This window comes from Paenibacillus piri, assembly GCF_004354045.1.
GTDB lineage: Bacteria > Bacillota > Bacilli > Paenibacillales > NBRC-103111 > Paenibacillus_S > Paenibacillus_S piri.
Map to the genome: position 1 here is coordinate 230,031 of NZ_SMRT01000003.1, position 23,666 is coordinate 253,696.

Consider the following 23,666-nt stretch of genomic DNA (forward strand, 5'->3'; position numbering starts at 1 on the left):
CCCGGGCGAATGATGCTCGGGGGGAGGGCCACCTTATATGGAAGGAGTATTCGGAGATGGATTCCATACCCTATCAAACCGAAGCCGAAGCGGTCAAGCCGAAGCGGCGAACCTTGTTCTCCTATCTGTGGGATGCCCGATTGTTGTATTTGCTGCTGCTGCCGGGGCTCATTCATATGGTGCTTTTCAAGTATCTTCCTCTTTTCGGTATTTTGATCGCCTTTCAGGATTACAGTCCGTTCAAGGGAGTGCTCAGCAGTCCGTGGGTCGGATTGAAGCATTTTATCGCCTTCTTCAGCGATTCGTACTCGCTGGTGCTGATCAAAAATACGGTCCTGCTGGCTTTCTATAATCTGCTGTTCGGATTTCCCATTCCTATTATTTTCGCTTTGTTTCTTAATGAGGTCCGCAACAAGCTGGTGAAACGTTTCGCCCAGTCGTTCAGCTTCTTTCCTTATTTTATTTCTTCCGCCGTCACCGTCGGCATTGCGTACACCTTTTTGTCTCCGCAGGGCGGGCTGATCAATGAGCTGCTGCAGCTGTCCGGTTTGGAATCCGTCTTTTTCATGGCCGAGCCGGGCTGGTTTCGCACTATTTATGTGGGCTTGAACATATGGCATTCATTCGGCTACGGTGCGATTATTTATTTGGCGGCGATTACCGGGATCGACCCTCATTTATATGAAGCGGCCGAAATGGACGGGGCGAATCGTTGGCAAAAAATGGGCTATGTTACGCTGCCGGCCATTTCCAACATTATCGTCGTTATGTTTATTATCAATATCGGCAACATCCTTTCCGTCGATTTGGATAAGATTTTGCTGATGTATAATCCGAGCGTCTATGAGACGGCTGATGTTATCCAAAGCTATGTGTATCGCGTCGGCTTCGCTTCAAAGGGCTTTACGAATTACAGCCTGGGCGCTGCGATCGGCATTTTTCAATCGGTTGTTGCGCTGCTGATGATTTACGGCGCCAATCAAGCGGCCAAAAAGTATTCGGAAACCCGACTTTTCTAGGAGGCGACAGACGGTGAAAAATAAGCTTCAGCCATTCGACGCAATCAACAATGTACTGCTCCTACTCTTGTCGTTCGTCTGCGTATACCCGTTCATCAATATTGCCGCCGTATCCGTTAGCGACGGTGTTCAAGTGATGTCGGGCAAAGTATATTTGCTGCCGCAGGGCTTGAATTTGGAAACGTTTAAATATATTTTCAGCACGCCCCGAATGGGCATAACACAGGGGATGTTCAATTCCTTGTTTTACACGGTCGTCGGCACCGTTTTTGCCGTATGCCTAACGTTTGCGACGGCTTACGCGCTGTCCAAAAAAAGAGTGAAGGGCCGCTACGCGATCATGATGCTGTTTCTCATCGCCTGGATTTTCGACGCTGGGCTCATTCCGAACTATTTGATCAATCAAAAGCTGGGCCTCGTCGATTCCCGGTGGATTATGATCCTTCCCGGGGCGATCAGCACCTTTTTATTGATTGTGACCCGCTCCTTTCTCGACACGCTGCCGTACGAGCTGGAGGAATCGGCTTTTATCGACGGGGCTAACGATCTTCAAATCATGGGCAAAATCTATTTCCCGCTGTCGACTCCCGTATTGGCTACGATCAGCGTATTTTATGCGGTCAACATTTGGAATTCGTTCCTGACGCCGATGATTTACTTGCGGGACAAAGCTTTGCACCCGATCCAGCTCATTCTTTATAATTTGGTTATACGCCCCGACCCGGGGAGCACAACGATGGAAAATGTGATCAGCGACGGGTACACGCTGCTGCCCAAAAATATCGAAGCGGCGGTCATCGTGCTGGCTATATTCCCGATCCTGCTCGTATACCCGTTCGCGCAAAGATATTTTACGCAGGGGATGCTGCTCGGTTCGTTAAAAGGTTAGGAGGAAAGAACGATGGATCGATTGAACGGGCCGGTTCGTTATACCGGCGAGACGGTTGCCAATCTGGATTATCACCACGGCCAGCTCCGTCCGGTGGCAGGCGTGCATCACTATCAGGTGCTGCGGGCCAACCGCTCCCATCCCGAATGGGCGGACGATTACGGCTGGACGTACAATCACGCGCCGATGCTGGCGTACTGGAACGGCAAGTTTTATTTGGAATATTTAAGCGACCCGGTGGGCGAGCATATTCCGCCGGGACAAACGCTGCTGACCGATTCCGAGGACGGCATCCGGTGGAGCAAGCCGCGGGTCGTGTTTCCGCAGTACCGGCTGAGCGAGGCTTTTCGACGGCCGGACGGTGTCGAGCTTCCGGCAGGCACGGATGCAGTCATGCACCAGCGAATGGGCTTCTATGTGAGCCCGGGCGGCAAGCTGCTGGTGCTCGGGTTTTACGGCTTTTGCCCGGCGCCGAAAGATCATCCGAACGACGGGCTTGGCATCGGCCGGGTCGTCCGGGAAGTACTGCCGGACGGTAGCTTCGGTCCGATCTGTTTTATCCGCTATAATCGCCACGCCGGCTGGCATGAAGGCAATACGTCATTCCCGCTTTATACGGATTCGCCGGATTCGGCGTTCCGTGAAGCATGCGAAGCGCTATTGGCCGACAAGCTCGTGACGCTGCAATGGTGGGAGGAAGACCGCAGTCCGGACGGCTTCTACGCCATAGAAGGCGGTAAGGCGTTGTCTTCCTACCGGCTGCCGGATGGAACCGTCGTCGGATTGTGGAAGTTTTCCAAAGCCGCGTTGAGCGCGGACGGAGGGAACACGTGGTCCGGGATGGAGGACGTTCCGTCGCTCGTCATGGCTGGCGCGAAAATATGGGGTCAGCAAACGTCGGACGGGAATTATGCCCTCGTCTATAACCCTTCCCCTGTCGGCAAGCACCGCTGGCCGCTTGCGATCGTTACCGGAGAGGACGGCCGCGACTTCGATCATATGCGGCTGGTCTGCGGCGAGGTGGCTCCGCGCCGGTTTGACGGACAGCATAAAGATTACGGGCTGAACTATGTCCGGGGTATCGAGGCTGCAGACGGCTCGCCGCCGCCCCGGGGCAGCCTGTGGATCACATACAGCATGAACAAGGAGGATATATGGGTCAGCGAAATTCCGGTGCCCGTCCATGATCGGACGGACACGCATGTCGACGACCGGTTCGACGATCTGGACAGCGGAGGCCATATCCCCGGCTGGAATGTGTACAGCCCGCTTTGGGCCCCGGTAACTGTGGCCGAGTTCCCGTCCGCTGCGGATAAAAGCCTGGAGCTTATGGACCGCGACCCGTACGATTATGCCAAGGCGGAACGGATTTTTCCGGAAAGCAGCGCGGTCACGATCCGGTTCCGAGTGCTGGCCAGGCAGACCGATCATGGGCAGCTGTTTATCGAATGCTGCGACGGGATAAGCACGGCCCCGGTGCGCATCTTATTCGACAGCGATGGGTGCATCCGCGTGCTGGATCAAGGATATTATGCAGACGTCCAGACTTATGCCGCAGGCAGCTGGTATGACATTCAGCTTACCGTCGATGTCGTTAAGCAAAATTATGAGCTTGCGATCGGCGCGTTCAGGAAGACGTTCCGGTTTGTAGTGCCGGTCCGCTCCGTCGAGCGGATCGTATTCCGCACCGGGCCGGTTCGCCGCGAGCCGAATGTGGAGACGGGAGTGTCCGGCAGCGATGCTGCCGGAGCCGATGAGCCTGTGCAAGCGGCTTATTATTATATTAATTATTTGCAAACCATTTGAGAGGGGCGTTTGATTCATGAACTACGAAAAACCGTTCAAACCGACTGACATGGAGCATGTGACGATCTACCGCAGCGAGCATGAATTTTGCTCCTGGCCGTTCAATGCAGGCATGTGGAAAATCAGCAGCGACAATATTTTGGTCGGCTTTATGAACATCGCCTGCGATTATGCGGTTCCCGGCAACCGGAACCATGACCGGGTCGAAACGTTCGGCCGGATCGCCGCGGTGCGCTCCTTGGACGGGGGCCGGACCTGGGGCGCACCGTCGACCATTGCGAATAACGTGGAGCTGGCGGACCAATTAATCTACGGCAAGGCGGAAGCCTATCCGAAGCCGGTCGATTTCTCGAGTTCAAGCACCTTGCTGAGCTGCTGGTCGACGCCCAATTCGGCCGATCCGCAGGCGAAGGCCTGGTTCAAGCTGTCGGAGGACGGCGGGGAAACATGGGGTCCGGCTGTGCTGCTGCCGCCATGCAATATCCCGCGCTTCCAGGGAAGACCCTCTTACCTGCTGCGTCCGGACGGCGTCGTGCTGCTGTTCCTGACCGCCAAGCCGCAGCATAATCACTACGACCGGCCGGTCGTGTACGCTTCCTATGACGGCGGCCGCAATTGGGCGCTCATGTCCATGATGCCGAACAGCGGCGAATACCGCATGATTTGCCCGTCGCCTGCGCTGCTTGCCGACGGCACTATCGTTGTCGCCGTGCGCTGCAAGCCTTCGCTGGACGGGGCGTGGGATGAGCTCTACGCATCCGATGACGGCGGGCGCACGTGGAGATTCGCCTCCCGAATCAACGATCATGGAGACACCGTACATCTGACGCTGCTTGATGACGGAAGATTGTTCGCCGTGTACGGCTACCGCCGGCCGCCGTATGGCATCCGGGCCCGCATCAGCGAAGACTCGGGACGCACCTGGGGGACCGAGCTGATTGTCCGCGACGACGGCGGACATTATGATCTCGGCTACCCGCGGGCGGTGGAGGTACGGGACGGGCAAATATTGGCCGCTTATTATTTTAATGAGCCTAACGGCACGCCGACAGGCGGACCGCGCCATATTGCGGGTACGATATTGCGCGTGTAACGGGATACAGGCGGTTCGGTAAAATGCTGCCAGAAGGGCAGAATCGCCAGTGAAGAAGCATCGTGAAGAATCGCTGCAAAGAAGCGCCGGCGTATGACCGCATTGCGGAAAAGTAAAGGAAGGAGCGATCATTTCGTGCTTACCGCCACCACTATTGATGAAGCATTAGCCACGGGCAAGCGAAGCTTGCGCACGCTGCCCAAGTCCTGCCTGTTGGGGCCGACGGGAGCCCGGTTATGGGCCGATTATTTGAATCCGGAGCCCGGGTTTGCGGGGACGATCGATTTTATTCACAAGCTGAATATTCCGCTGCTGTTCACGGTCAAGCCGGGGAAGCCCGTCTCCTTAGAGCCCTGCGACGTTGAATGGCGTCCGAGCCATCTGTCGATGGAAGCTGCGGGTTCCGAATTTCGTTTCACGGAGCGTAAATTCATCACCTGGGACGACTGCGCGGTATCGTGCCAAACATGGGAAAATACGAGCGACCGGGAGCTCGTACTGACGTTGGCAACCGATGCGGCACTGTTTCAGGAGCGCGATGACAATATTTTGTCGGGCGTATTACAAGTGCCGCAGTATGAATTTTCCATCGTGGCGGCACTCCGGATGAACCGGCCCGAGCTTGCGGACGGCGGCCTTGTGCTGGCGCCCCGGGAGAAGGCCGAGCTGGTTATCGCCGCATCTCTGGGCATCGAAGGCAAGGAAACGCTCTCCGTGCTGAGCGAGCGCGCGGGCCGGTTCGTTCGGCCCGGTTTGTCCAATACCGAATTGGTGGCTGATCAGCAGAGGACGTATCAAAGCTGGTTCGACAAGGCGCCGCAGTTCGTGTCCAACGAGCCGCTGCTGAACAAGACGTGGCAATACCGCTGGTTTCTGCTGCGGCACAATCTCGCCGACCCGCAATGCGGCAATTTGCAGCATCCGTTGTTTTATGAAGGAAGATCTCATAAAATGTCCAAAACGCCCTTCGCGCCGAAAGGCTGGGAATTCAGCAAAATGATTCCGCTGACGGTCCCCATGCATCTGTTGGAGGCGCGCTGGTATCAGGACAGCACCAACGGCACCGGCGCCATTCGCAATATGAAGGCGAGCCAGGACGAGGAAGGACTTTACCGGTGCCTTTTCGTTAATAAAACGATGCATGCCTATGCCAATTTTATGGGCTGGGCCGCCTACCAGTTTTACCTCGTTCACCGCGACGAGCCCATGCTTCGTGAAATGCTTCCATCGCTAAAAGCGCAGGTTGACGGGGAAGGCAGCAAGCTGGGCAATGAAACCGACAGGCTGATAACGGAGCATACCCACAACCGTACCGGCAAGGAATATCAGCCGAGTTACTGGTATTTCCATAATTTCCCAATCAATTGTAAAGACCCGAACACGTTCACGCCGCTTAAGCGGGTCGATCGCTCCGTGTACCATTATTTAAACTGCCTGGGCGTGGCGCAGCTGTGTGCAACGGCGGGAGACTTTGAGGCCGATCGGTATAAGCAGCTTGCGCGGGAGCTGCGGAGCGACATTTTGCATAAAATGTGGGATGAGACGTCGCAGTTTTTTTACGATCAGCATTATGAGAACGACCAAAAAGCGCTGGTGAAAAATATCGTCGGCTTCTACCCGTACTGGGCGCAAATAACGGGCAGCGAGCATATCGAAGGATTTCTGCACTTGTTTGCCGACGACGAGTTCAATACGCCGTACCCGTTTCCGTCCGTGTCCGCGGATTGTCCCGCTTACCAGCCTGAAGGCGGCTGGCAGGGGAACTTCATTAAAGGCCGGAACGGCTGCGTATGGGACGGGCCGACATGGCCGTATACGAACAGCATCGTGCTGGACGCCATGGCGCTGGAGAGCAAGCGTATGGATCACCGGTACGACGAGCGGTTCGGCTATTATTTACGGGAATATTCGCTGCTGCACTTCTCGCACAGGGATCTCGGCAAGCCGTATCTGGTCGAGCATTACAACAGCCAGACCGGGGAAGCGCTGAGCGACGAGGTTGATTATAATCACTCCTATTATATCGACCTGATCGTAAGACATGTGGCAGGGTTGAATGTCGAGGCGGACCGCATCGTACTGAACCCTGTGAACATCGGGCTTGATTTTTTTCAGCTGACCCATGTACAGGTTGCCGGACATCAAATCGGTGTGACCTATAACAAGCGCGATGCGTCCTTGCCTCTCGGATACAAGCTGTACGTGGATGGACAAGTCGTACTGGAGAGCGACGATCTTGAACGGATGGAGTTTTCGTTAGTCTGATAAAATCCGGCATGAATAGAGCGGATCCTCCAGATTTTTGGGGACACTTTGTGCATCCAATGATGCTTCCCTGATGCCTGCCGATTATGAGACTTGCTTTTAACGCGAAAGCAAACTATTTATTTTCCCGGCAACAAGCTTTAAATCTGCAACGAAATACTTCATGAGTACAGGTCTTCGCCGCACTGCCAGCGGGTGATAGGAAAAAGCGGCCGATATCCCTTGAACCGTATGCCACGTACCTCTGAAGCTTTTTACATCTGCATCCTGATCCGGAAACAAGGACTGCACGACTGCATTACCTAAACCAAACAGCAGCAGAGGCTTCTTCTCCTCAAGCTGCAATTGTAAATGCGAAAAGCAAGCTTCCCTGGCAAGCGGCTTATTATACGCTCGTATTGGACGGCATTTCAAAAGATAGCTCACGTAAACCAAATTCACATCAAAACCCGCTTCCCTCATCCCATATTGCAGCGTTTCCCGGGTACCGCATACAAAAGCGTTGCCTTCCTTGTCTTCGCGTAAACCGGGGTTATCCAGCAGTATAAAAACCGGTGCATGGGGGTTGCCTTCTCCCCAAATAACACGTTGTCGCTGCTTCGAAAGCTCGCATCTCTGACATTGCGCCGCATGCGGGGGCGAGGCTTCCTCCTGTAAAATTTCCGCTTTGAAATCCGCCATTTTTGTCTCCTTACAGTTCCGGCTTTGAGTCTTATGTCATTATTAATATTACCATTTAAGTATAATTTATCCAATTTTATCATCTCGTTAAAAGCGGTCGCGCGATTTTGATTCATTCGTAAATGATCGGTTCAATACGGGTTGACACCCCAAGAGGCGTTTGCTAATATAAAATAAACGCGCGTTCACAAAACATAAATTTAAAGACCGAGGTCGCATAATTACATGAAAAAAATCGATATCAAGAGCAAAGAAATCGCCGAAATTGCAGGAGTTTCCCGCAGCACGATCAGCAGGGTAATCAATAATTATCCCAATGTTCCGCCGAAAACAAGAGAAAAGGTTATGAAAATCATCGAGCAGTACGGATATACGCCGAATTTGTCGGCACAAGTGCTTGCCGGAAAAAAAACGAAGACGTTGGGCTTGTTTTTCATTGATCAATGGCAGTTTTCGAAGGACAGCTCGGCCAACCTGCTGATTACAAGCGTAATTGAAAGCGCGTCTGCTTTTGGCTACATTGTGCTGACCAATATTGTCAGAGACCTTAAAAATCCGGAAAGCATCAAGAACGTCAAGGAAATTTTTTATCAGGGGCGCATTAATGCCGGCATCTTTATCGGCGCTGAAAATCATGAGCCGATTATCGAGGAATTGATAGCCGAAGGGTTTGTCATCGGGATTTTGGATCAATATTTACCCGGACGAAAGGAGCCTAACCGGATCGTCTACAACCTGAACAATGAGCGGGTCGCTTCGCAAGCTGTAGACTACTTGTACGGGCTGAATCATAAACGAATCGGCATTATTAACGGCGATTTGAAAAAGGCGGCGGCCAGCTTCAAATTTCAAGGCTTCGTCAAGCAGATGGAGCATCATAACCTGGCTATTAATAAGACCTGGATCATGTACGGCCACTATGAAGCCGGCGGCTATGAGGCTATGTCGAACCTGCTCAAAAGCTCAACGGACCTTCCAACGGCTATATTTGCCGCAAGCGACAGCATTGCTTTCGGAGCCATTCGGGCGATAAACGACTTTTCTCTCAAAGTTCCTGACGACATATCGGTCATCGGGATGAACGATCAAATATTAAGCGCCTATTATAAACCTGCGTTAACTACATTTCGGGCAAATTACGAAGAGCTTACAACGGGAATTACCCAAAGCGTCATCCAGGCCATAGAGAAGGGCACCGGGGCCGAGTCCGTTATTATGACCCTTGGATGTACGTTGATCGAAAGAGAATCCTGCAAAAAAATATAAGCTATATAAGTTGAACGAAAGAAACCCGCGTGCGTGTAAAGCAGCAAGAACATACATAATCCAGCAGATGATCCTGCTCCAGCGAAACGAAATTCCTACAATAATGCAGGCTTTTTTATCGAAATGGCTTGTTCATAAGGAAATTCCTGCAAATATGCAGGTGTTCTCACGGATTAGGGACCGATCAGAAGCGGAAGCGGAGAAAACATGCAGTTTCTCAGGAATTTAATCACGCGAATTGATGAGCAGAAGAAAAGATGTACAATTGCAGTTTTTCCTATCATCCTTTCTCAATCGTTGCTTTGGAATAAATCCTTTCCAATGAAACGAAACCATTAGTCCAACATATATAGCAGCGGCTCTCTTTTTTTAAATATCCATAAACGCGCGTTTATTTTTAGCGAAATGTCTGCTTGGCGCAATATATAATGCGATTGCAGGCTTGCAGCCGCCTTCTTCCGCCGGTGAACCCGGCGTTTATATAGAAGCAGTTGCCATGTATCGACCAGGTACGGTGCGGCATGGAGAAGGAAAGCATCCAGAATCAAGCGGGAACAGGACGGACGATCGTATGGCTAGAAAAACCGACGTAAGGGGGGGGGACGCAGAAAAGACGATATGCCGCTCGACGGATTGTACAGCATACGGAAACTTAATACGCGTAGATTAAACTGAACTCATGCAGCTCTGTTTCACACAATTTCAACTTATTCATTTCTATGTCACGCAGTTCCAACTCACGCAGCCCTATGTAACTCAGTTCCAACTCACGCAGCCCTATGTCACGCAGTTCCAACTCACGCAGCCTGTCACGTAGTTCCAACTCACGCAGTTTCAAAGCACGCAGTTCTATTTCACGCAATGCCAACCCACACAAAGCCAGCACACGCAATGCCAACTCACACATGCCGCTAAACGATGAAAAAGTTGAATTCGGGAGGATGTCAACATGATTAAAGGGATCGGGCACAATGCTTATACGGTGAAGGATATGGAGAAATCATTGCATTTTTATTCGGACGTATTAGGGTTTAAAAAGCTGTTCGAGCTGAAAAAGCCGGCTACCGGCGAACCGTGGATTGTGTATTTGAAAGTAAGGGAAGGTCAGTTTATCGAGTTGTTTTACGGCGGGGAAAAAAGGGTGGAAGCGGATTCCGCCACAATCGGTTATGCGCACCTGTGTCTGGAAGTCGACGATATTCATGAGATCGCCAATTACTTGAAAAGCAAGGGTGTAACGCTTGATGTGGAGCCGAAGCAAGGGCTTGATTTAAATTATCAATGCTGGGCCAAAGACCCCGACGGCAACCGCATCGAATTTATGCAGCTGCACCCGGACTGCCCGCAATTGAAGGTTTATGAGTAGCCTTATCGTTGATCCTGTAATGAAAGCCTTTACAAATCGTCGGTCATACGTCACACGTATGACCGACGCAGCTTCATGCATGAAGGAGGCGCCCGCTATTGAACATCGCAAATGTTGAACATGCTGGCTCGGGCGGAAATAACGATTCGGCTGATCCGCGAACCCGTAAGAGACAGCGGCGATATCATTATCGGAACGCATGGGCAATATACCGCAGCAGTGATTCGGTTGGCGCGGCTGCAGTTCATAAATGATCAGAAATGGAGAATGAACATGGAGCATATATCGACGAACCAAATAGTTAAAATCGGCGTTGTCGTCGACAACATCGAACAGGCGGTCAAGCATTATGCCGAGCTTTTTCAAATCGAACCGCCGGTGATCCGGATTCCCAAATCGGATGTACCCGTACAAATACCAGAGGATGGGGCCTATACATGGTATCGCGGCGAATACCGCAATGTGCGCTGCAAGACGGCCGTCATTCCGCTGGAGCCTATTTACATTGAACTGATCGAACCGTTTGACGAGCCCAGTCCGTGGAATGAATTCAAGGAGCGGCACGGGCAGGGCGTTCACTATGTGGCGTTTCATGTGGAAGGCTTTCAAGAACATATCGATTTACTGGAAAACAAAGGGATGGGTCTGATTCAAAAAACGGAAAAAGGGCATGAACGTTACGCCTATTTTGATACCGCTTCCAAGCTTGGAGTAACATTGGAGTTTAAGGAGCGGGGCAATCAGTAAACTCAAATGAGAGGAGCAATCCGAATGTCGAGAGTTAAAAAAACGGGAGCTTCGTTAACCGCTGCGGTCATGCTGGGAACGAGTCTGGTTGGCTGCGGCGGAGGCAGTACCGGCGTCTCGGGGCCGGACAAAGCCGCGGACAAAGCTGTGGATACGGCCAAGCCGTCCGCAAGCGCCGATAAACCGGTTGAATTGACGTTTTGGGATGGCGCCTGGAACGATGCCAAGACGCCGGGCATTGTCAAAAAATTCGAGGAGAAATATCCGAACATTAAAATCAAGGTGCAGTCCAATCCGGATAACGGCATGTCCGATAAATATTTGATTGCATTGAAGCAGAAAAACGGCCCGGATCTGGTGAACATGGCTGTCGATTGGATTACGCCGTTCGCTGCGGTCGGAGGCCTTATGCCTCTGGATGATTATATAAAGAAAGATAACGTCGATTTAAAAGACTTTTACGATGGCGCCATTTCGGTCGCCAAAGTGAACGATAAAGTGTATGCGCTGCCGTACCGTACAGAGACGCATGGACTTATCTACAATAAAAAGCTTTTTGAAGCTGCAGGAATCGATGCGGCGAAAGGGCCGGAAAACTGGACGCAGGTGATGGAGCAGGCCCAGAAATTGACCAAGGGCGACGTATACGGAATTGCCCTTCCCGGCACCAATGTCGGCAATTTGACGACACAGCTGTTTAACATGATTATGTCCAACGGCGGGGCTATTTTGAACAGCGACAATACCAAATCGATGCTGACCGAACCGGCGGCCGTTGAGATGGTCAAGCTGTACGTGGAGCTGTATACGAAGTACAAGGTAGTTCCGAACAGCATGCTGCAAAACGACGGCGTCGCCAACCGCAATTTGTTCTCCAACGATAAGATAGGCATGTATATGACGGGAATATACGATATCGATCCGATCAAGCAGGCTAATGCCAACGCTCAGATGGGCGTAGCCATGGTGCCGGCCAATAAAAACCGCAAGACGATACTTGGCGGATGGGCGGTAGGCGTCACTACTTCAAGCAAAAATCCGGATGCCGCCTGGAAGTTTATCAACTTTATTACGCAGCCGGATATTTCCGCGGAATACAGCGTTACGTTCTCTTCCAGAAAATCCGCGGCCGGCAACCCGAAATATCAAGACCCGCTAGCCAAGCCGCTGCTGGAAGCTTTAGCTTACGCGCAGCCGCTGCCGCAGATTCCGCAGTGGACCCAAATTAAACAGATCGTATTTGACAATGTACAGCTTGCGCTGAGCGGCAAGGCATCGCCGGAGGATGCGATGAAGCAGGCATCCAAAGCAATTGACGATTTGCTTGCCAAAAAATAGCCCGAAATCATGAAGCCGGGCAAAGCGTCTCCTTTTGCCGATTTGGCGGGACGTAAGCCGACTCCGCAAAAGGAGACCCTTCGATACTGCGGCTGTACAGACCGGCCGGGAAGGGGTGCATGCAATGCGCATATACAAGACGACCCGCAGTCCGGGATTACTATACGTTTTACCGGCTGTGCTTGCTATCGCTATGGTGATGCTGTTTCCGCTCATTTATACGATGGTGCTGGGGTTCAATAAAAACGACATTTATACCGATGAATGGAAGTTTGTCGGCTTTTCGCAATATATCGAGTTATTTCAAAATGCCGAGTTTTTATCGTCCATCCATCATACGTTGATTTGGACGGCTTTCAGCGTAGCGTTTCAGTTTCTGGTCGGTTTTATGGCGGCGGTGATCATAAACCAGCAGTTCATTAAATTCAAATGGTTGATACGCATTTTGCTGATGATCCCATGGGTGCTGCCGAGCGTCATCAGCGTGAATATTTGGAAATGGCTGTATCACCCCGATTTTGGCTATATCAATTACTTGCTAAAAACGTGGGGCGCTACTGCAGCCGCAATCAATTGGGTAGCGGATGAGCGTTATGCAATGCTGTCTGCGGTCATAGTAAATGTGTGGAAAATGTTTCCGCTCGTCATGCTGATGGTTGAGGCTTCCTTGCAGTCTGTTCCGAATGAGCTGAAGGATGCCGCAAAAGTGGACGGCGCAACGGGAATCAGGGAGTTTTTTACAGTTACCGTACCCCATGTGTCCGCAACCTGTTATACGATCGTTTTGCTGTTGATCATTTGGACGCTGAACGCATTTACGTTTATTTTTGTTTTGACCGGGGGAGGGCCTGCGAACAGCACGCAAGTACTGTCCATGTTCATTTATAAGTCCGCTTTCCAAAATTACAACTTCGGGATGGCGGGGGCGGCCAGCACCGTGTTGTTTATGATCACTGCCTTATTAAGCTGGTTGTACATGAAGTTTTTTATGAAAGGAGAAAGGGGAGGATGAGGAAACGAAAGGGAAGCTATTACACGAAAGCGGCGGTCAGCTACCTGATTTTGGTCGTATTGATTGTGTTTAGCGTGTTTCCCGCGCTGTGGATGTTCGTCACTTCGATTAAAACGTCGCAAGAAAATTTTACTATTCCGCCCAAACTGATTGCCGACCATCCGACGGCGGCCAATTATTCGAGAGTCGTGTTCGAAAGCGATATTCCGAGGGCGTTCTTCAACAGCATCGTCGTTACGGTTTGCGCAACGGCGCTTACATTAATCGTCGCCGTCCTGGCCGGCTACGGGTTCGCCCGTTATCGTTTCAAAGGCTCGCGGGTTCTGTCCTCGGGATTGCTGTACGGCCAAATGATGCCGGGCGTCGTCATTATTATTCCGCTGTATATGGTGTTCAGCAAGCTAAAAATGGTCGATACGTATTTGGCTTTGATTATTGCCGATCTGGCGATCACTGTCCCCATGTCGGTCATCATGCTCCGTTCGTTTTTTCAAACTATTCCGAGGGAGCTTGAGGAGGCGGCCAAAATCGACGGCTGCTCGAACCTCGGTTCGCTGGCCCGCGTTATACTGCCCGTTTCGATGCCGGGAATTATTGCAGTCAGCGTATACGCGTTTTTAAACATATGGGAGGAATTTCTGTTCGCGCTGAACTTGACCAATTCCAATACCGTCCGAACGCTACCGATTGCGATTAATAATTTCAGCGGGGAATTCGTTATCGATTGGGGCGCCATGATGGGAGCTTCCATGGTTGTGTCTGTGCCTGTGCTTGTCATTTTTTTGTTATGCAACAAGTTTTTCATCAAAGGCTTATCCGACGGATCGGTGAAAGGATAGGCGCAAGCACAACAATAAATATGGAGCTGTTGAACATGTACGATGAAAACATAAGGCAGGAGCTGATGCGGCATGGCTGATCCGAAGAAGATGTTTATTACCGGTGCCAATCGGGGGCTAGGCTATTGTATGACGGTAGAAGCGCTTGAACGCGGCCATATCGTGTATGCGGGGGTGCGTTCCTTGAATTCCAGTCCGCTATTGGAGCCGTTGGAGCAGCTATACGCAACCCGGCTGCGGCGCATTGCTGCAGATATGGCCAATGAAGCCTCCATGGACAACGCATGCGCGGAAATCGGCAGGCTAACCGATTCGCTGGATGTCATAATCAACAATGCCGGGGTGCTGCTGGAGCGGGAAAAGACGATCGAAGAGCTTGATTTCGACCAGCTTCGCGCTAGCTTTCATGTGAATACATTCGGGCCAATGCACATTATAAAGCAGCTTCTGCCGCTTCTCTATGCAGGCCGGAACCAAACGATCATTAATATTTCCTCGGAAGCGGGCACGATCCTGAACGCGTTCAGCACCAATTATGCATACAGCATGTCAAAAACGGCGCTCAATATGTTCTCCGAGCGGCTGCGTCATTATTTGAAAGACAGAGACATCGAGGTATACGCCGTCCACCCGGGCTGGATGAAAACCGACATGGGCGGCGATGAAGCGCCGACTGAACCGGGTGAAACGGCAAGAGGGATTATGAATATTATCGAAAAGAAAGTGACGATCACCAGCAAAATTGCATTTATCAATCATTTGGGCAAACCGATGCCTCTGTAACCTCGCGATTTTCATATAGTTGAGGAGGTTGATTATGTTTCAGGTACTGGTAGCGGAAGATGAGCAGTGGATTCGCGATGCCGTAGCAGAAATGGTTGACAGGCTGGCGCCTCACTTTACTGTCGTAGGCGAGGCAAGCAATGGGGAAGAAGCATGGGATTTCATTCAGGAGCATTGGCCCAGTATTGTGATAACAGATATTATGATGCCGCATAAAAACGGGATTTGGCTGAGCGAGCAAATCTATCAGGCTAATCTCCCTCTGGTTACGATTATTGTAAGCGGCTATGATAATTTTCAATATGCCAGGCAGTTGATGCGCTTCGGCATCTCGGAATATTTGCTGAAGCCGGTCGACGAAGAAGAACTGCAGGCCGCTTTAAAGAGGTCGGTCAAGAAACTGGAAGGCATGACGGAAATTCATGAAGGCGTGCTGCAAATCCAAAGCTTTGTGGAGCATTTGTCCGAGAAAAATCAGTCGACTGTCCTTCATGAGCTCAAAGCTCTCCTGACATCCATCCTGAATATGAGAGTAACCTCGCCGGGCATGCGCAAAAGCCTGCTTGCGATTTTGTCCGCAAAGCTGAACGGCTTAATCCAGGCGTATGACGAACGATATGCCTTTCTACCGCTCACGGCCGACGACGAGGCCGGCATCCGCAAGCATTTTGCCGTGCTGATGGACGATTGGCTGCTTGTTTATCCTCAATATACAAATCACCACGTCAATTCCTCCATCAAGAGAGTCCAGGAGCATATCGATATTCATTACCTTGAAAATTTCTCGCTGGCCCGAATGGCCGATATTGCCCGCATGAGCATTTCCCATTTCAGCATGCTGTTCAAAAAAACGACCGGGCACACGTGCCTGAATTATTTGAATATGGTTCGGATCGCGAAGGCCAAAGAGCTTTTGCAAGATCCCGATTTGAAAATTTATGAGATTGCCGATAAAGTAGGCTACTCTTCGATGCCGTATTTTAACCGCATCTTCAAGCAGATTGTGACCATAACCCCCGCGGAGTACAGAAAGAGAATCGGGCTATGAGCAATAACACCTTCCTGCGGAAGCTGTCGATCAGAACGAAGATGGTGCTCGCCTTTCTTAGTGTGAGCGTGCTTTCAGTGCTGCTGCTGGGGCTCTTCTCCAATTACTACTACAGCAGGGCGGCGGAGAAGGAGTTTTTCACGATTTCCAATGAAGCGACGGCGCGATTGAATTATCATCTGGATTACTATTATCAGCAGCTCCGGGAATCAACCCACTCTTTGATCCAGAATGATATTGTCCAGGATTGGCTTACGAGTCAAACCTATACGAATGCGGACGTTCAAAACGTCGAGAAGGAAATGAGGAGATACCTTGCGCTGAATTATTCGGAAATCCAGGGCATGTTTCTCATCTCCAAATCGAATCATATCGTTTCGATGGCGCAATATTTCGGCAAGCTGGACCGGTTTGCAGACGAGCCGTGGTTTGGCGCTCCCGTATCTCCCCGTGTCCTGATTCTTCCTACGCATACGGCCAAATATGAAGGAGCCTACGGGCGGCCTGTCATGTCGCTGCTGCTGCCCATTTATAATAAGGAGACGATCGAGCTGATCGGAACTCTTGCCGTAGACATCTCCTTGCAGGAAATCGACAGATCGTTCAAGGTATCCAAATTGGGGGACTCGGGGTTCTTTTTCATGGTTGCAGACAACGGCTCCATCGTCTACCACCCGAAAGAAGAATGGAACGGGCAGCCGATGTCTCAGACGGAGCTGGGTTCGCTTAAAATTCCGGACAATACGGAAGCTTCCATCCAACAGTTTCGCGGCAACGATTATTTGATTGGCAGCTCGCGTTCGCCTGTCACCGGATGGCGCATCGTGTCCTTGGTCCCCTTTTCCGAGGTGGCGGTAGGGTTAAGCTCCGCACGGTTTTCCATGCTGTGGGTGCTGGGCATCATTACTTTGCTTGTCATGTTGGTCGTCCCGCTGCTGTCCAGTCGTTTCGTCAATCCGATTTTGACCTTGCGAGGGTTGATGAGACAAGTTTCCAAGGGCGATCTGAGCGTACAGACCGAATCGGTGCCGGGACAGGATGAGCTGCAGCAGCTGTTCCACAGCTTTAATGTAATGGTCAAGCGTCTGGATGAACTGATCGTGACGAATTCGCGACTGCAGATGAAGGAAATGCAGGCGCTGCTCAAGCAAAAGGAGACATTGATCAAGGCGCTGCAAAATCAGATCAATCCCCATCTGCTGTACAATACGCTCGGTATTATATCGAGTATGGCTTATCTTGAAAACGTGCCGGTTATCGAAAGAATGGCAAGAAACTTGTCGGATGTATACCGGTATACGGCCAAATTTACCGAGATGGAAGTGAAGCTGGAGGATGAGCTGAGACAGCTGCGCAAATATTTGGACATCATCCATGTTCGTTTTCCGAAGCATTTTCAGAGCCGGTTTTCCATTAATGAAAAATTTATAAGCTGCCGTGTCGTCAAGTTTATTCTCCAGCCGATCGTGGAAAATGCGGTGAAATATGCAATCGAGCCGAGAGGCGGAGAAGGAGTGGTCATCATTAGCGCTTACGACGAAGGCTCCGATCTGGTCATCGAGGTAGCGGATAACGGTCCCGGTATCGAGGAGCAGGAGCTGTTGAGAATTACCGGACAAATTGAGGAGATTTCGGCTGCCCTGGAGCAGAACGAGGCTCAGCAGGATTCGCTCGGCATTGCGAACGTTCATGCGAGGCTCGTATTGCAATATGGCAATGCGTACGGAGTCAAGCTGACTTCGTTTCCGGGTTGGGGCGCCGTCGTATCCATTCGGATACCGATTCATCTGGAATGAGCGTTCCCCTGGGAGTCTTACCGATCATAAGATTGGAACTGAAATCGTAATAAATGCAGGCAGCGAACAACCGCCATAGTACCGGTGAAGCCGTGTCCGCTGCCCGGGCGTACCGTTGATTCGATTACGACTTTATCGGGTTAAGACCCCCACCTCTAAGGTGGGCCTTGAATCAGGTGGGATAGAGTCCCCATCTGATTCCCCGATGTCCAGCAAAGCTGAACGAGTTCGCTCGGCCGCCGTCATCTTCCGATTTCATGTCAATCAGCCTTGAGTACAGCCCGAAAACGACTCTGAAAAATGATAATATTTGATGGAAAGTCATAATATATGGTAATGTATTCGGTTTCAAAATGGCTTAATGTTAGACAGGTAAGATTCATTAGCCAAGGAGGAACGTCGAATGAGCAAATGGATGAAAGTGTCAACCGCTTTAACAATGACAGCCGGCTTGATCGCAGGCTGCTCCGGGGGCCAAGGCGACAAAGCCGCCACGGCGCCGCCCCCCGCCGGTGAAACGAAGGGCGCTACAGCGCCTGCTGCGGGTGAAGCCAAGGGGATAGATTTAAGCGAGAAGATCAGCATTAATATGATGTCGATCGCCTATGAGGGCGGTGCTTGGTCGGACAAGCATCCGGTTATCGACGAATTAAACAAAAAGCTCAATATCGACTTGAAAATTCAATGGGTACCGTCCGATAACTATTCGGAAAAATTGGGCGTGATGGCGGCTTCCAACTCGTTTCCGGACGTATTCAGAATTAATAGCGCCGAATTTCTGAAATGGCGGGATAAGGGGGTTTTTCTCGATATAGCGCCTATGCTCGGCAAATATCCCAATCTCGTGAAAACGATGGACGCGGAAACGCTGGCTATCGGCAATCCCAAGGGCAAAACGTACGCTCTGCCCAACTGGACTCCGGAATTCCGGGAAACGCTGCTCGTCCGCAAAGATTGGCTGGAGAAGCTGAACTTGAAGCCGCCAACGACGGTCGACGAATTATACGAAGTGGCCAAAGCTTTTACGAAAAACGATCCGGACGGCAACGGCAAGGATGATACGATCGGGTATTCCTTCGCGATCTCGAATAACAGAAGCTTCACCCGCGGAGCGGACCCGCTTCGTTTCGCTTTCGGATTGGCCAACGGTTGGAAGGAAGCGGATGGGAGGATCATCCCTTGGCAGTCTCAAACCAAAGAGCTGAAAGATTTCCTGGGCTTTACGCGAAAAATGTATGCCGAAGGGCTGCTGGATAAAGATTTTGCCATCAATAAGGGGCAGGATCCCGATTTTAAATTCGAAGCCAATAAAGTCGGCTTTACGGACGTTCCCGGAACGAATATTTACGATACGGGTTTACCGAACCTCCGGAAGGTCGTTCCGACCGCCGATGTGCTTCAATTGGCGCCGCCGAAGGGGCCCGCAGGCCTTCAAGGCAATACGACCTACGCGACCACCAATAAAGTAGTCATCAACGCCAAGCTCGACAAGAAGAAGCAGGAGCGCATTATGGCGCTGATGGATTATATGGTAACGGACGAAGGTCACAACCTTATTACATACGGAGTCGAAGGCATTCACTTCAAAAAAACCGGCGACAAGTATGAGGTGCTGCCCGCCTTCGAAACCGACCGTCCGATGCTGATCAACTTTTGGTTTTTCCACCGTTTTGACGCGCTGAATACGATCAGGCCGTGGGAAGACCAGGACAAGGCTAAAAAGGTGCAGGCTTTATTCGAAGAAAATAAAAAATATTTGGTCAAGGACAAAGGGGCAGGGCTGTTCTCGGAAACGTCTACGAAGTCCGGAGCAACTCTGGATCAAAAGCTGATGGGCGAGATGGTCGCGATCATTATGGGACAAAAGCCGCTTGAAGCGATTGATGCGGCAGTTGAAGCATGGAAGAAAGATGGCGGAGACAAAATTATTGAAGAAATGAACGAGCAATATAAGCTGTCAAAATAACGAAACCGGTTGTTTTACGTCCCATCGCACGCAGTTTTCCCTTCATGCAAGCCGAACCCGACATTCGATATTGGGAAAGGACAATACTTTATGAAAGCAATTAGTCTTAAAGGGAAAGAGGAAGGCATACATCCACTGTCGGAGAGCCAGAGGAAAATTCGGTCTTGGAGGCGGGGAATTCCCCTGTACCTGATGATTTTACCGGGCTTGCTTTACTTTATCGTATTTAAATATGTGCCTATGGGCGGCGTCATTATCGCTTTTCAGCAGTTCGACCCGTTTGACGGATTTCTGAAAAGCGATTGGGTAGGGCTGGACAATTTTCGCCGACTGTTTGGGGAGCAGGATTTTGTAAGATTGCTGAACAACACGCTTTTGCTCAGCTGTATGAATTTGGTTTTGTTTTTCCCGGCGCCGATCGTGCTGGCTCTATTGCTCAATGAAGCGAGAATCGCCTGGTTCCGCAAATTGGTGCAGACCGTCGTGTATATTCCCCATTTTTTATCATGGGTCATCGTCGTCAGCCTCACGATCCTGCTGTTTTCCGTGCAGGAAGGCGGCGTCAACAAGCTGTTGGCGGATTGGGGGTTCGAACCGATCCCGTTGCTTACGGACAGCGGTTACTTCCGCTTCCTTTATGTTTCGCAAAGCATTTGGAAGGAAGCCGGCTGGAGCGCCGTCATCTTTTTCGCGGCGCTAGCCTCCATCGATCCGACCTTGTACGAGGCGGCTGTAATCGACGGCGCCAGCCGTTGGAGACAGATGTGGCATATTACGCTGCCGGGCTTGCGCACAACGATCATTATTTTATTCATTCTTAGGGTTGGCTACTTGATGGACACCAGCTTCGAGCATATCCTTCTGATGCAAAACCCGACAAACCTGCAGCTATCCGACGTATTCGACACGTATGTATATCGGATCGGTATTTTGCAGGGCGATTTCAGCTATACGACGACAGTAGGACTGTTCAAATCGGTGATCGGATTAAGCTTGATACTGATTGTGAACCGGATTGCGAAAAAATTCGGAGAGGAAGGGGTCTATTGAGATGAAGGCGCATGATTTCAGAGGCAGGGCTCCCGTCTACCAAACCGTTGTGAATACGCTGCTGGTTCTCGTCCTTGTCATCGTTCTGATTCCGTTCCTGTATGTGGTGCTTGCCTCATTTGCAACGAAGCAGGAAATTTTAACGCGGGGCTTTTTTCTGATACCGAGGACTTGGACGACGAATGCGTATGCCTATTTAATGGAAAACAAAAACTTCCTCACTTCCTTTAAAAACTCGACCCTAATCGCGGTCGCCGGCACCACGATCAGCATGACACTTACGACCTTGATGGCATACGGTTTATCCAAAACATGGTTGAAGGGCCGTAAAATCATCAACTTTATGGTCTTGTTCACGATGCTGTTCAGCGGAGGCATTATCCCGCTTTACTTGCTTGTGAGAGGCTTGAGCCTGTTGGATTCGTACTGGTCCTTATTTCTGACGGGCGCAATCGCTCCGTTTAATTTGATCGTGATTCGCAGCTCGTTTCAAAATTTCCCGATGGAAATTGAGGAATCCGCCCGAATCGACGGCTGCTCCGAATTCGGCTTGTTATGGAAAATCGTGCTTCCGCTTTCCAAGCCGGTCTTGGCGACCTTCACCCTGTTTTATACGGTCGATTATTGGAACTCGTATTTCAACTCGATTTTGTACCTGACTTCGGCCGAAAAAATGCCGATTCAGGTGTTCCTTCGCCAAATGCTGATTCAGCCGAGCGAAAATATGGGCCCGGCCGTCGAAGGTCTAGAATTCAGTCCGGCCGTCCGAATGGCCGCCGTCGTGTTCACCGCGATTCCGCTGCTCGTCGTGTATCCTTTTTTGCAAAAGTATTTCAATCAAGGCATGCTGCTCGGCTCGGTAAAGGGCTAGCGGGTCACTCTCGAATGCAGCGATGAAAGGCGAATAAGCGGGGCTATTTTGCATAACCTCATTTAGTATAAATCATTTAAAAGAGGAGTATGAGAACATGGAAAAAAATGTACTGGGAACTCATGTTATCGCGCAGATCGGCATTTTGGTTCGCGATATCGAAAAGACATGCGAGGCGTACGCCGAATTTTTCGGAGTGGAGAACCCGGGCTGGTCGTTTACCGCTCCCGTAGAAATGGCCCGGACGGAATACAGAGGCGAACGTTCGGAGGCGAGAGCGAAGCTGGCGTTTTTCAAGATGGGCTCGCTGCAATTGGAGCTGATTGAGCCGGATGAACATCCGAGCACATGGCGCGAGTATTTGGACGAGCATGGCGAAGGTCCGCATCATATCGCGTTCAGAATCGAGGGCATGAAGGACAAGGTGATGACGCTTGAACTCAATCAAATGCCTCTGCTGCAAAAGGGCGAGTATACCGGCGGAAGATACGCCTATATCGATACTCTGGAATCATTAAAGGTCATTATTGAACTGCTGGAAAACGATAAGAAATAGTTATGATCCGATACGTACCAGGAAGGAGTGCAGTATATGGAGTCCATAGAAAACAACAATTTGATGAAAATCGGCATTGTCGTAGACAATATCGAAGAGGCGGCAAAGCATTACGCCGAATTGTTCGGGCTGGAGCTGCCGGCCATTCGTGTGCCGGATTTGAACCGCGTTCCCGAGCATACGGAGAGCGGATATACATGGTACCGCGGCACCTTCATCCCGGGCCGTGTTAAACTGGCCAATCTGCAGATGGGGCCTGTGACCGTGGAATTGCTGGAGCCGTATGACGAACCGGGACCGTGGAACGAGTTCAAGCAGCAGTATGGGCAAGGCGTCCATTTTATTACGTTTACCGTTCCCGGCTTTGAGCGGCATATCGATTTCGTGGAAGGCAAAGGATTTCCACTGGCTCATAAGGGCGAATACGGAAAAGGGAGATACAGCTATTTTGATACGATTGCGAAGCTGGGAGTGACGCTCGGCCTTCAGGAGATCGGCGAACCCAAGGATAAACCCGTGATGCCGAAGGCGGTGGAGCAGGCATGAACATCATCGTTACAGGCGCGAATCGCGGTCTTGGTTATGAAATAACATCCGCTGCTGCGCAAAGAGGTCATACTGTCGTGGCGGGAATACGTTCCGACAGACCCGATGGGAAGCTGAGGGATTTGCTCGAACGGTTCCCTGCACGGATCGTTGCCGAGGAGCTGGATGTATGCCGCGAAGAGACGGTCGCCCGTTTGGCGAAGAAGCTGGAGGCGGAAGGGAAAGCAGTGGATGCCATTATCAACAATGCCGGCATTCTGCTGAGCCGAGGGGCGACGATCGAGACGCTGCCGATGGAGGACGTAGCCCGAAGCTTCGAAATTAATCTGTACGGACCGATGCGGGTTATTAAGCATCTGCTGCCGTTGATGCCGGAGGGGAGTCCTCGTGCCATCATTAATATATCGTCGGAAGCAGGAAGCTTGACGAATGCGTATGGCGGAGATTATCCTTACGCCATCTCAAAAACGGCGGTCAACATGTTCTCCAAGCAGCTCAAAAAATATGTCAAGGGCAGAGGCATCCGGGTCTATGCGGTTCATCCCGGGTGGATCAAGACGGATATGGGCGGGGAGAAGGCGCCCGGCGATCCGGCCGAAAGCGCGCATGGAATCATCGATATTATCGAGATGAAAAAGGACGTCGACCCGGAGTCATTTTTCATCAATTTCAAAGGCGAACCGATGCCAATCTGACAGTCCGGCGAATATATCGCTGCGCGGGATCATA

At 51.0% G+C, this 23,666-nt stretch carries 22 protein-coding genes; 20 read left to right on the forward strand and 2 right to left on the reverse strand.

All coding sequences use genetic code 11. The features are described from left to right. Positions 1 to 56: 56 nt before the first annotated feature. The 5 genes from E1757_RS09265 (at position 57) to E1757_RS09285 (ending at position 7,072) form a co-directional block, all read left to right on the forward strand. Positions 57 to 1,019, forward strand: coding sequence for an ABC transporter permease (locus E1757_RS09265; RefSeq protein ID WP_133227027.1), 963 nt, complete (start codon positions 57 to 59; stop codon positions 1,017 to 1,019). 13 nt (positions 1,020 to 1,032) lie between these two features. Continuing rightward, positions 1,033 to 1,908 (forward strand): carbohydrate ABC transporter permease, encoded by an 876-nt coding sequence (locus E1757_RS09270; RefSeq protein ID WP_220446491.1) that lies wholly within the window; start codon positions 1,033 to 1,035, stop codon positions 1,906 to 1,908. Between the two features lie 12 nt (positions 1,909 to 1,920). Continuing rightward, positions 1,921 to 3,714 carry a sialidase family protein gene (locus tag E1757_RS09275; protein ID WP_133227031.1) on the forward strand — a complete coding sequence of 598 codons (1,794 nt, stop codon included), beginning with the start codon at positions 1,921 to 1,923 and terminating at the stop codon, positions 3,712 to 3,714. Positions 3,715 to 3,730: 16 nt separating this feature from the next. Then, a complete protein-coding gene (locus E1757_RS09280; protein ID WP_220446492.1) occupies positions 3,731 to 4,807 on the forward strand; it encodes a sialidase family protein in 1,077 nt (358 codons plus the stop codon). A 93-nt stretch (positions 4,808 to 4,900) separates the two neighbouring features. Further along, entirely contained in the window at positions 4,901 to 7,072 is a 2,172-nt protein-coding gene (locus tag E1757_RS09285) for an MGH1-like glycoside hydrolase domain-containing protein (RefSeq protein WP_133227033.1), read from the forward strand. A 99-nt stretch (positions 7,073 to 7,171) separates the two neighbouring features. Here E1757_RS09285 and E1757_RS09290 read toward each other — a convergent pair whose 3' ends face one another. Then, positions 7,172 to 7,753 carry a uracil-DNA glycosylase gene (locus E1757_RS09290; protein WP_133227035.1) on the reverse strand — a complete coding sequence of 194 codons (582 nt, stop codon included), beginning with the start codon at positions 7,751 to 7,753 and terminating at the stop codon, positions 7,172 to 7,174. Positions 7,754 to 7,978: 225 nt separating this feature from the next. Here E1757_RS09290 and E1757_RS09295 point away from each other — a divergent pair, with 225 nt between their 5' ends. Continuing rightward, entirely contained in the window at positions 7,979 to 9,019 is a 1,041-nt protein-coding gene (locus tag E1757_RS09295) for a LacI family DNA-binding transcriptional regulator (protein ID WP_133227037.1), read from the forward strand. A 652-nt stretch (positions 9,020 to 9,671) separates the two neighbouring features. On the opposite strand, the gene E1757_RS09300 is transcribed toward E1757_RS09295, so the two are convergent. Beyond that, the gene (locus E1757_RS09300) at positions 9,672 to 9,917 is read right to left on the reverse strand and encodes a hypothetical protein (RefSeq protein WP_133227039.1); all 246 of its coding nucleotides are present in this window, start codon (positions 9,915 to 9,917) and stop codon (positions 9,672 to 9,674) included. A 51-nt stretch (positions 9,918 to 9,968) separates the two neighbouring features. Between E1757_RS09300 and E1757_RS09305 the strand changes: the two genes are divergently transcribed. The 14 genes from E1757_RS09305 to E1757_RS09370 all read left to right on the forward strand — a co-directional run bounded on the left by E1757_RS09305 (position 9,969) and on the right by E1757_RS09370 (position 23,632). Next, the gene (locus tag E1757_RS09305; RefSeq protein ID WP_133227041.1) at positions 9,969 to 10,385 is read left to right on the forward strand and encodes a VOC family protein; all 417 of its coding nucleotides are present in this window, start codon (positions 9,969 to 9,971) and stop codon (positions 10,383 to 10,385) included. A gap of 111 nt (positions 10,386 to 10,496) precedes the next feature. Continuing rightward, positions 10,497 to 11,132, forward strand: coding sequence for a VOC family protein (locus tag E1757_RS09310; RefSeq protein ID WP_246079102.1), 636 nt, complete (start codon positions 10,497 to 10,499; stop codon positions 11,130 to 11,132). Positions 11,133 to 11,156: 24 nt separating this feature from the next. Continuing rightward, positions 11,157 to 12,470: an ABC transporter substrate-binding protein gene (locus E1757_RS09315; RefSeq protein ID WP_165972034.1), complete on the forward strand. Its 1,314-nt coding sequence runs from the start codon at positions 11,157 to 11,159 to the stop codon at positions 12,468 to 12,470. Between the two features lie 124 nt (positions 12,471 to 12,594). Continuing rightward, the gene (locus E1757_RS09320) at positions 12,595 to 13,482 is read left to right on the forward strand and encodes a carbohydrate ABC transporter permease (protein WP_133227045.1); all 888 of its coding nucleotides are present in this window, start codon (positions 12,595 to 12,597) and stop codon (positions 13,480 to 13,482) included. Then, a complete protein-coding gene (locus tag E1757_RS09325) occupies positions 13,479 to 14,321 on the forward strand; it encodes a carbohydrate ABC transporter permease (protein WP_133227047.1) in 843 nt (280 codons plus the stop codon). The genes E1757_RS09320 and E1757_RS09325 overlap by 4 nt, the downstream gene beginning before the upstream one ends. 72 nt (positions 14,322 to 14,393) lie before the next feature. After that, positions 14,394 to 15,104, forward strand: coding sequence for an SDR family oxidoreductase (locus E1757_RS09330; RefSeq protein ID WP_133227049.1), 711 nt, complete (start codon positions 14,394 to 14,396; stop codon positions 15,102 to 15,104). A 34-nt stretch (positions 15,105 to 15,138) separates the two neighbouring features. Continuing rightward, the gene (locus tag E1757_RS09335; protein WP_133227051.1) at positions 15,139 to 16,152 is read left to right on the forward strand and encodes a response regulator transcription factor; all 1,014 of its coding nucleotides are present in this window, start codon (positions 15,139 to 15,141) and stop codon (positions 16,150 to 16,152) included. After that, complete coding sequence (locus E1757_RS09340) at positions 16,149 to 17,948, forward strand: cache domain-containing sensor histidine kinase (RefSeq protein ID WP_133227053.1); 1,800 nt, start codon at positions 16,149 to 16,151, stop codon at positions 17,946 to 17,948. Before E1757_RS09335 ends, E1757_RS09340 begins: the two co-directional genes overlap by 4 nt. A gap of 403 nt (positions 17,949 to 18,351) precedes the next feature. Continuing rightward, the gene (locus E1757_RS09345) at positions 18,352 to 19,914 is read left to right on the forward strand and encodes an extracellular solute-binding protein (protein WP_133227055.1); all 1,563 of its coding nucleotides are present in this window, start codon (positions 18,352 to 18,354) and stop codon (positions 19,912 to 19,914) included. 90 nt (positions 19,915 to 20,004) lie between these two features. Then, entirely contained in the window at positions 20,005 to 20,964 is a 960-nt protein-coding gene (locus tag E1757_RS09350; RefSeq protein WP_133227057.1) for an ABC transporter permease, read from the forward strand. A 1-nt stretch (position 20,965) separates the two neighbouring features. Beyond that, entirely contained in the window at positions 20,966 to 21,835 is an 870-nt protein-coding gene (locus tag E1757_RS09355; protein WP_133227059.1) for a carbohydrate ABC transporter permease, read from the forward strand. A 97-nt stretch (positions 21,836 to 21,932) separates the two neighbouring features. Then, positions 21,933 to 22,391, forward strand: coding sequence for a VOC family protein (locus E1757_RS09360; protein WP_133227061.1), 459 nt, complete (start codon positions 21,933 to 21,935; stop codon positions 22,389 to 22,391). A 36-nt stretch (positions 22,392 to 22,427) separates the two neighbouring features. Continuing rightward, positions 22,428 to 22,937, forward strand: coding sequence for a VOC family protein (locus E1757_RS09365; protein ID WP_133227063.1), 510 nt, complete (start codon positions 22,428 to 22,430; stop codon positions 22,935 to 22,937). Continuing rightward, positions 22,934 to 23,632: an SDR family oxidoreductase gene (locus E1757_RS09370; protein WP_133227065.1), complete on the forward strand. Its 699-nt coding sequence runs from the start codon at positions 22,934 to 22,936 to the stop codon at positions 23,630 to 23,632. Before E1757_RS09365 ends, E1757_RS09370 begins: the two co-directional genes overlap by 4 nt. Positions 23,633 to 23,666: the final 34 nt, after the last annotated feature.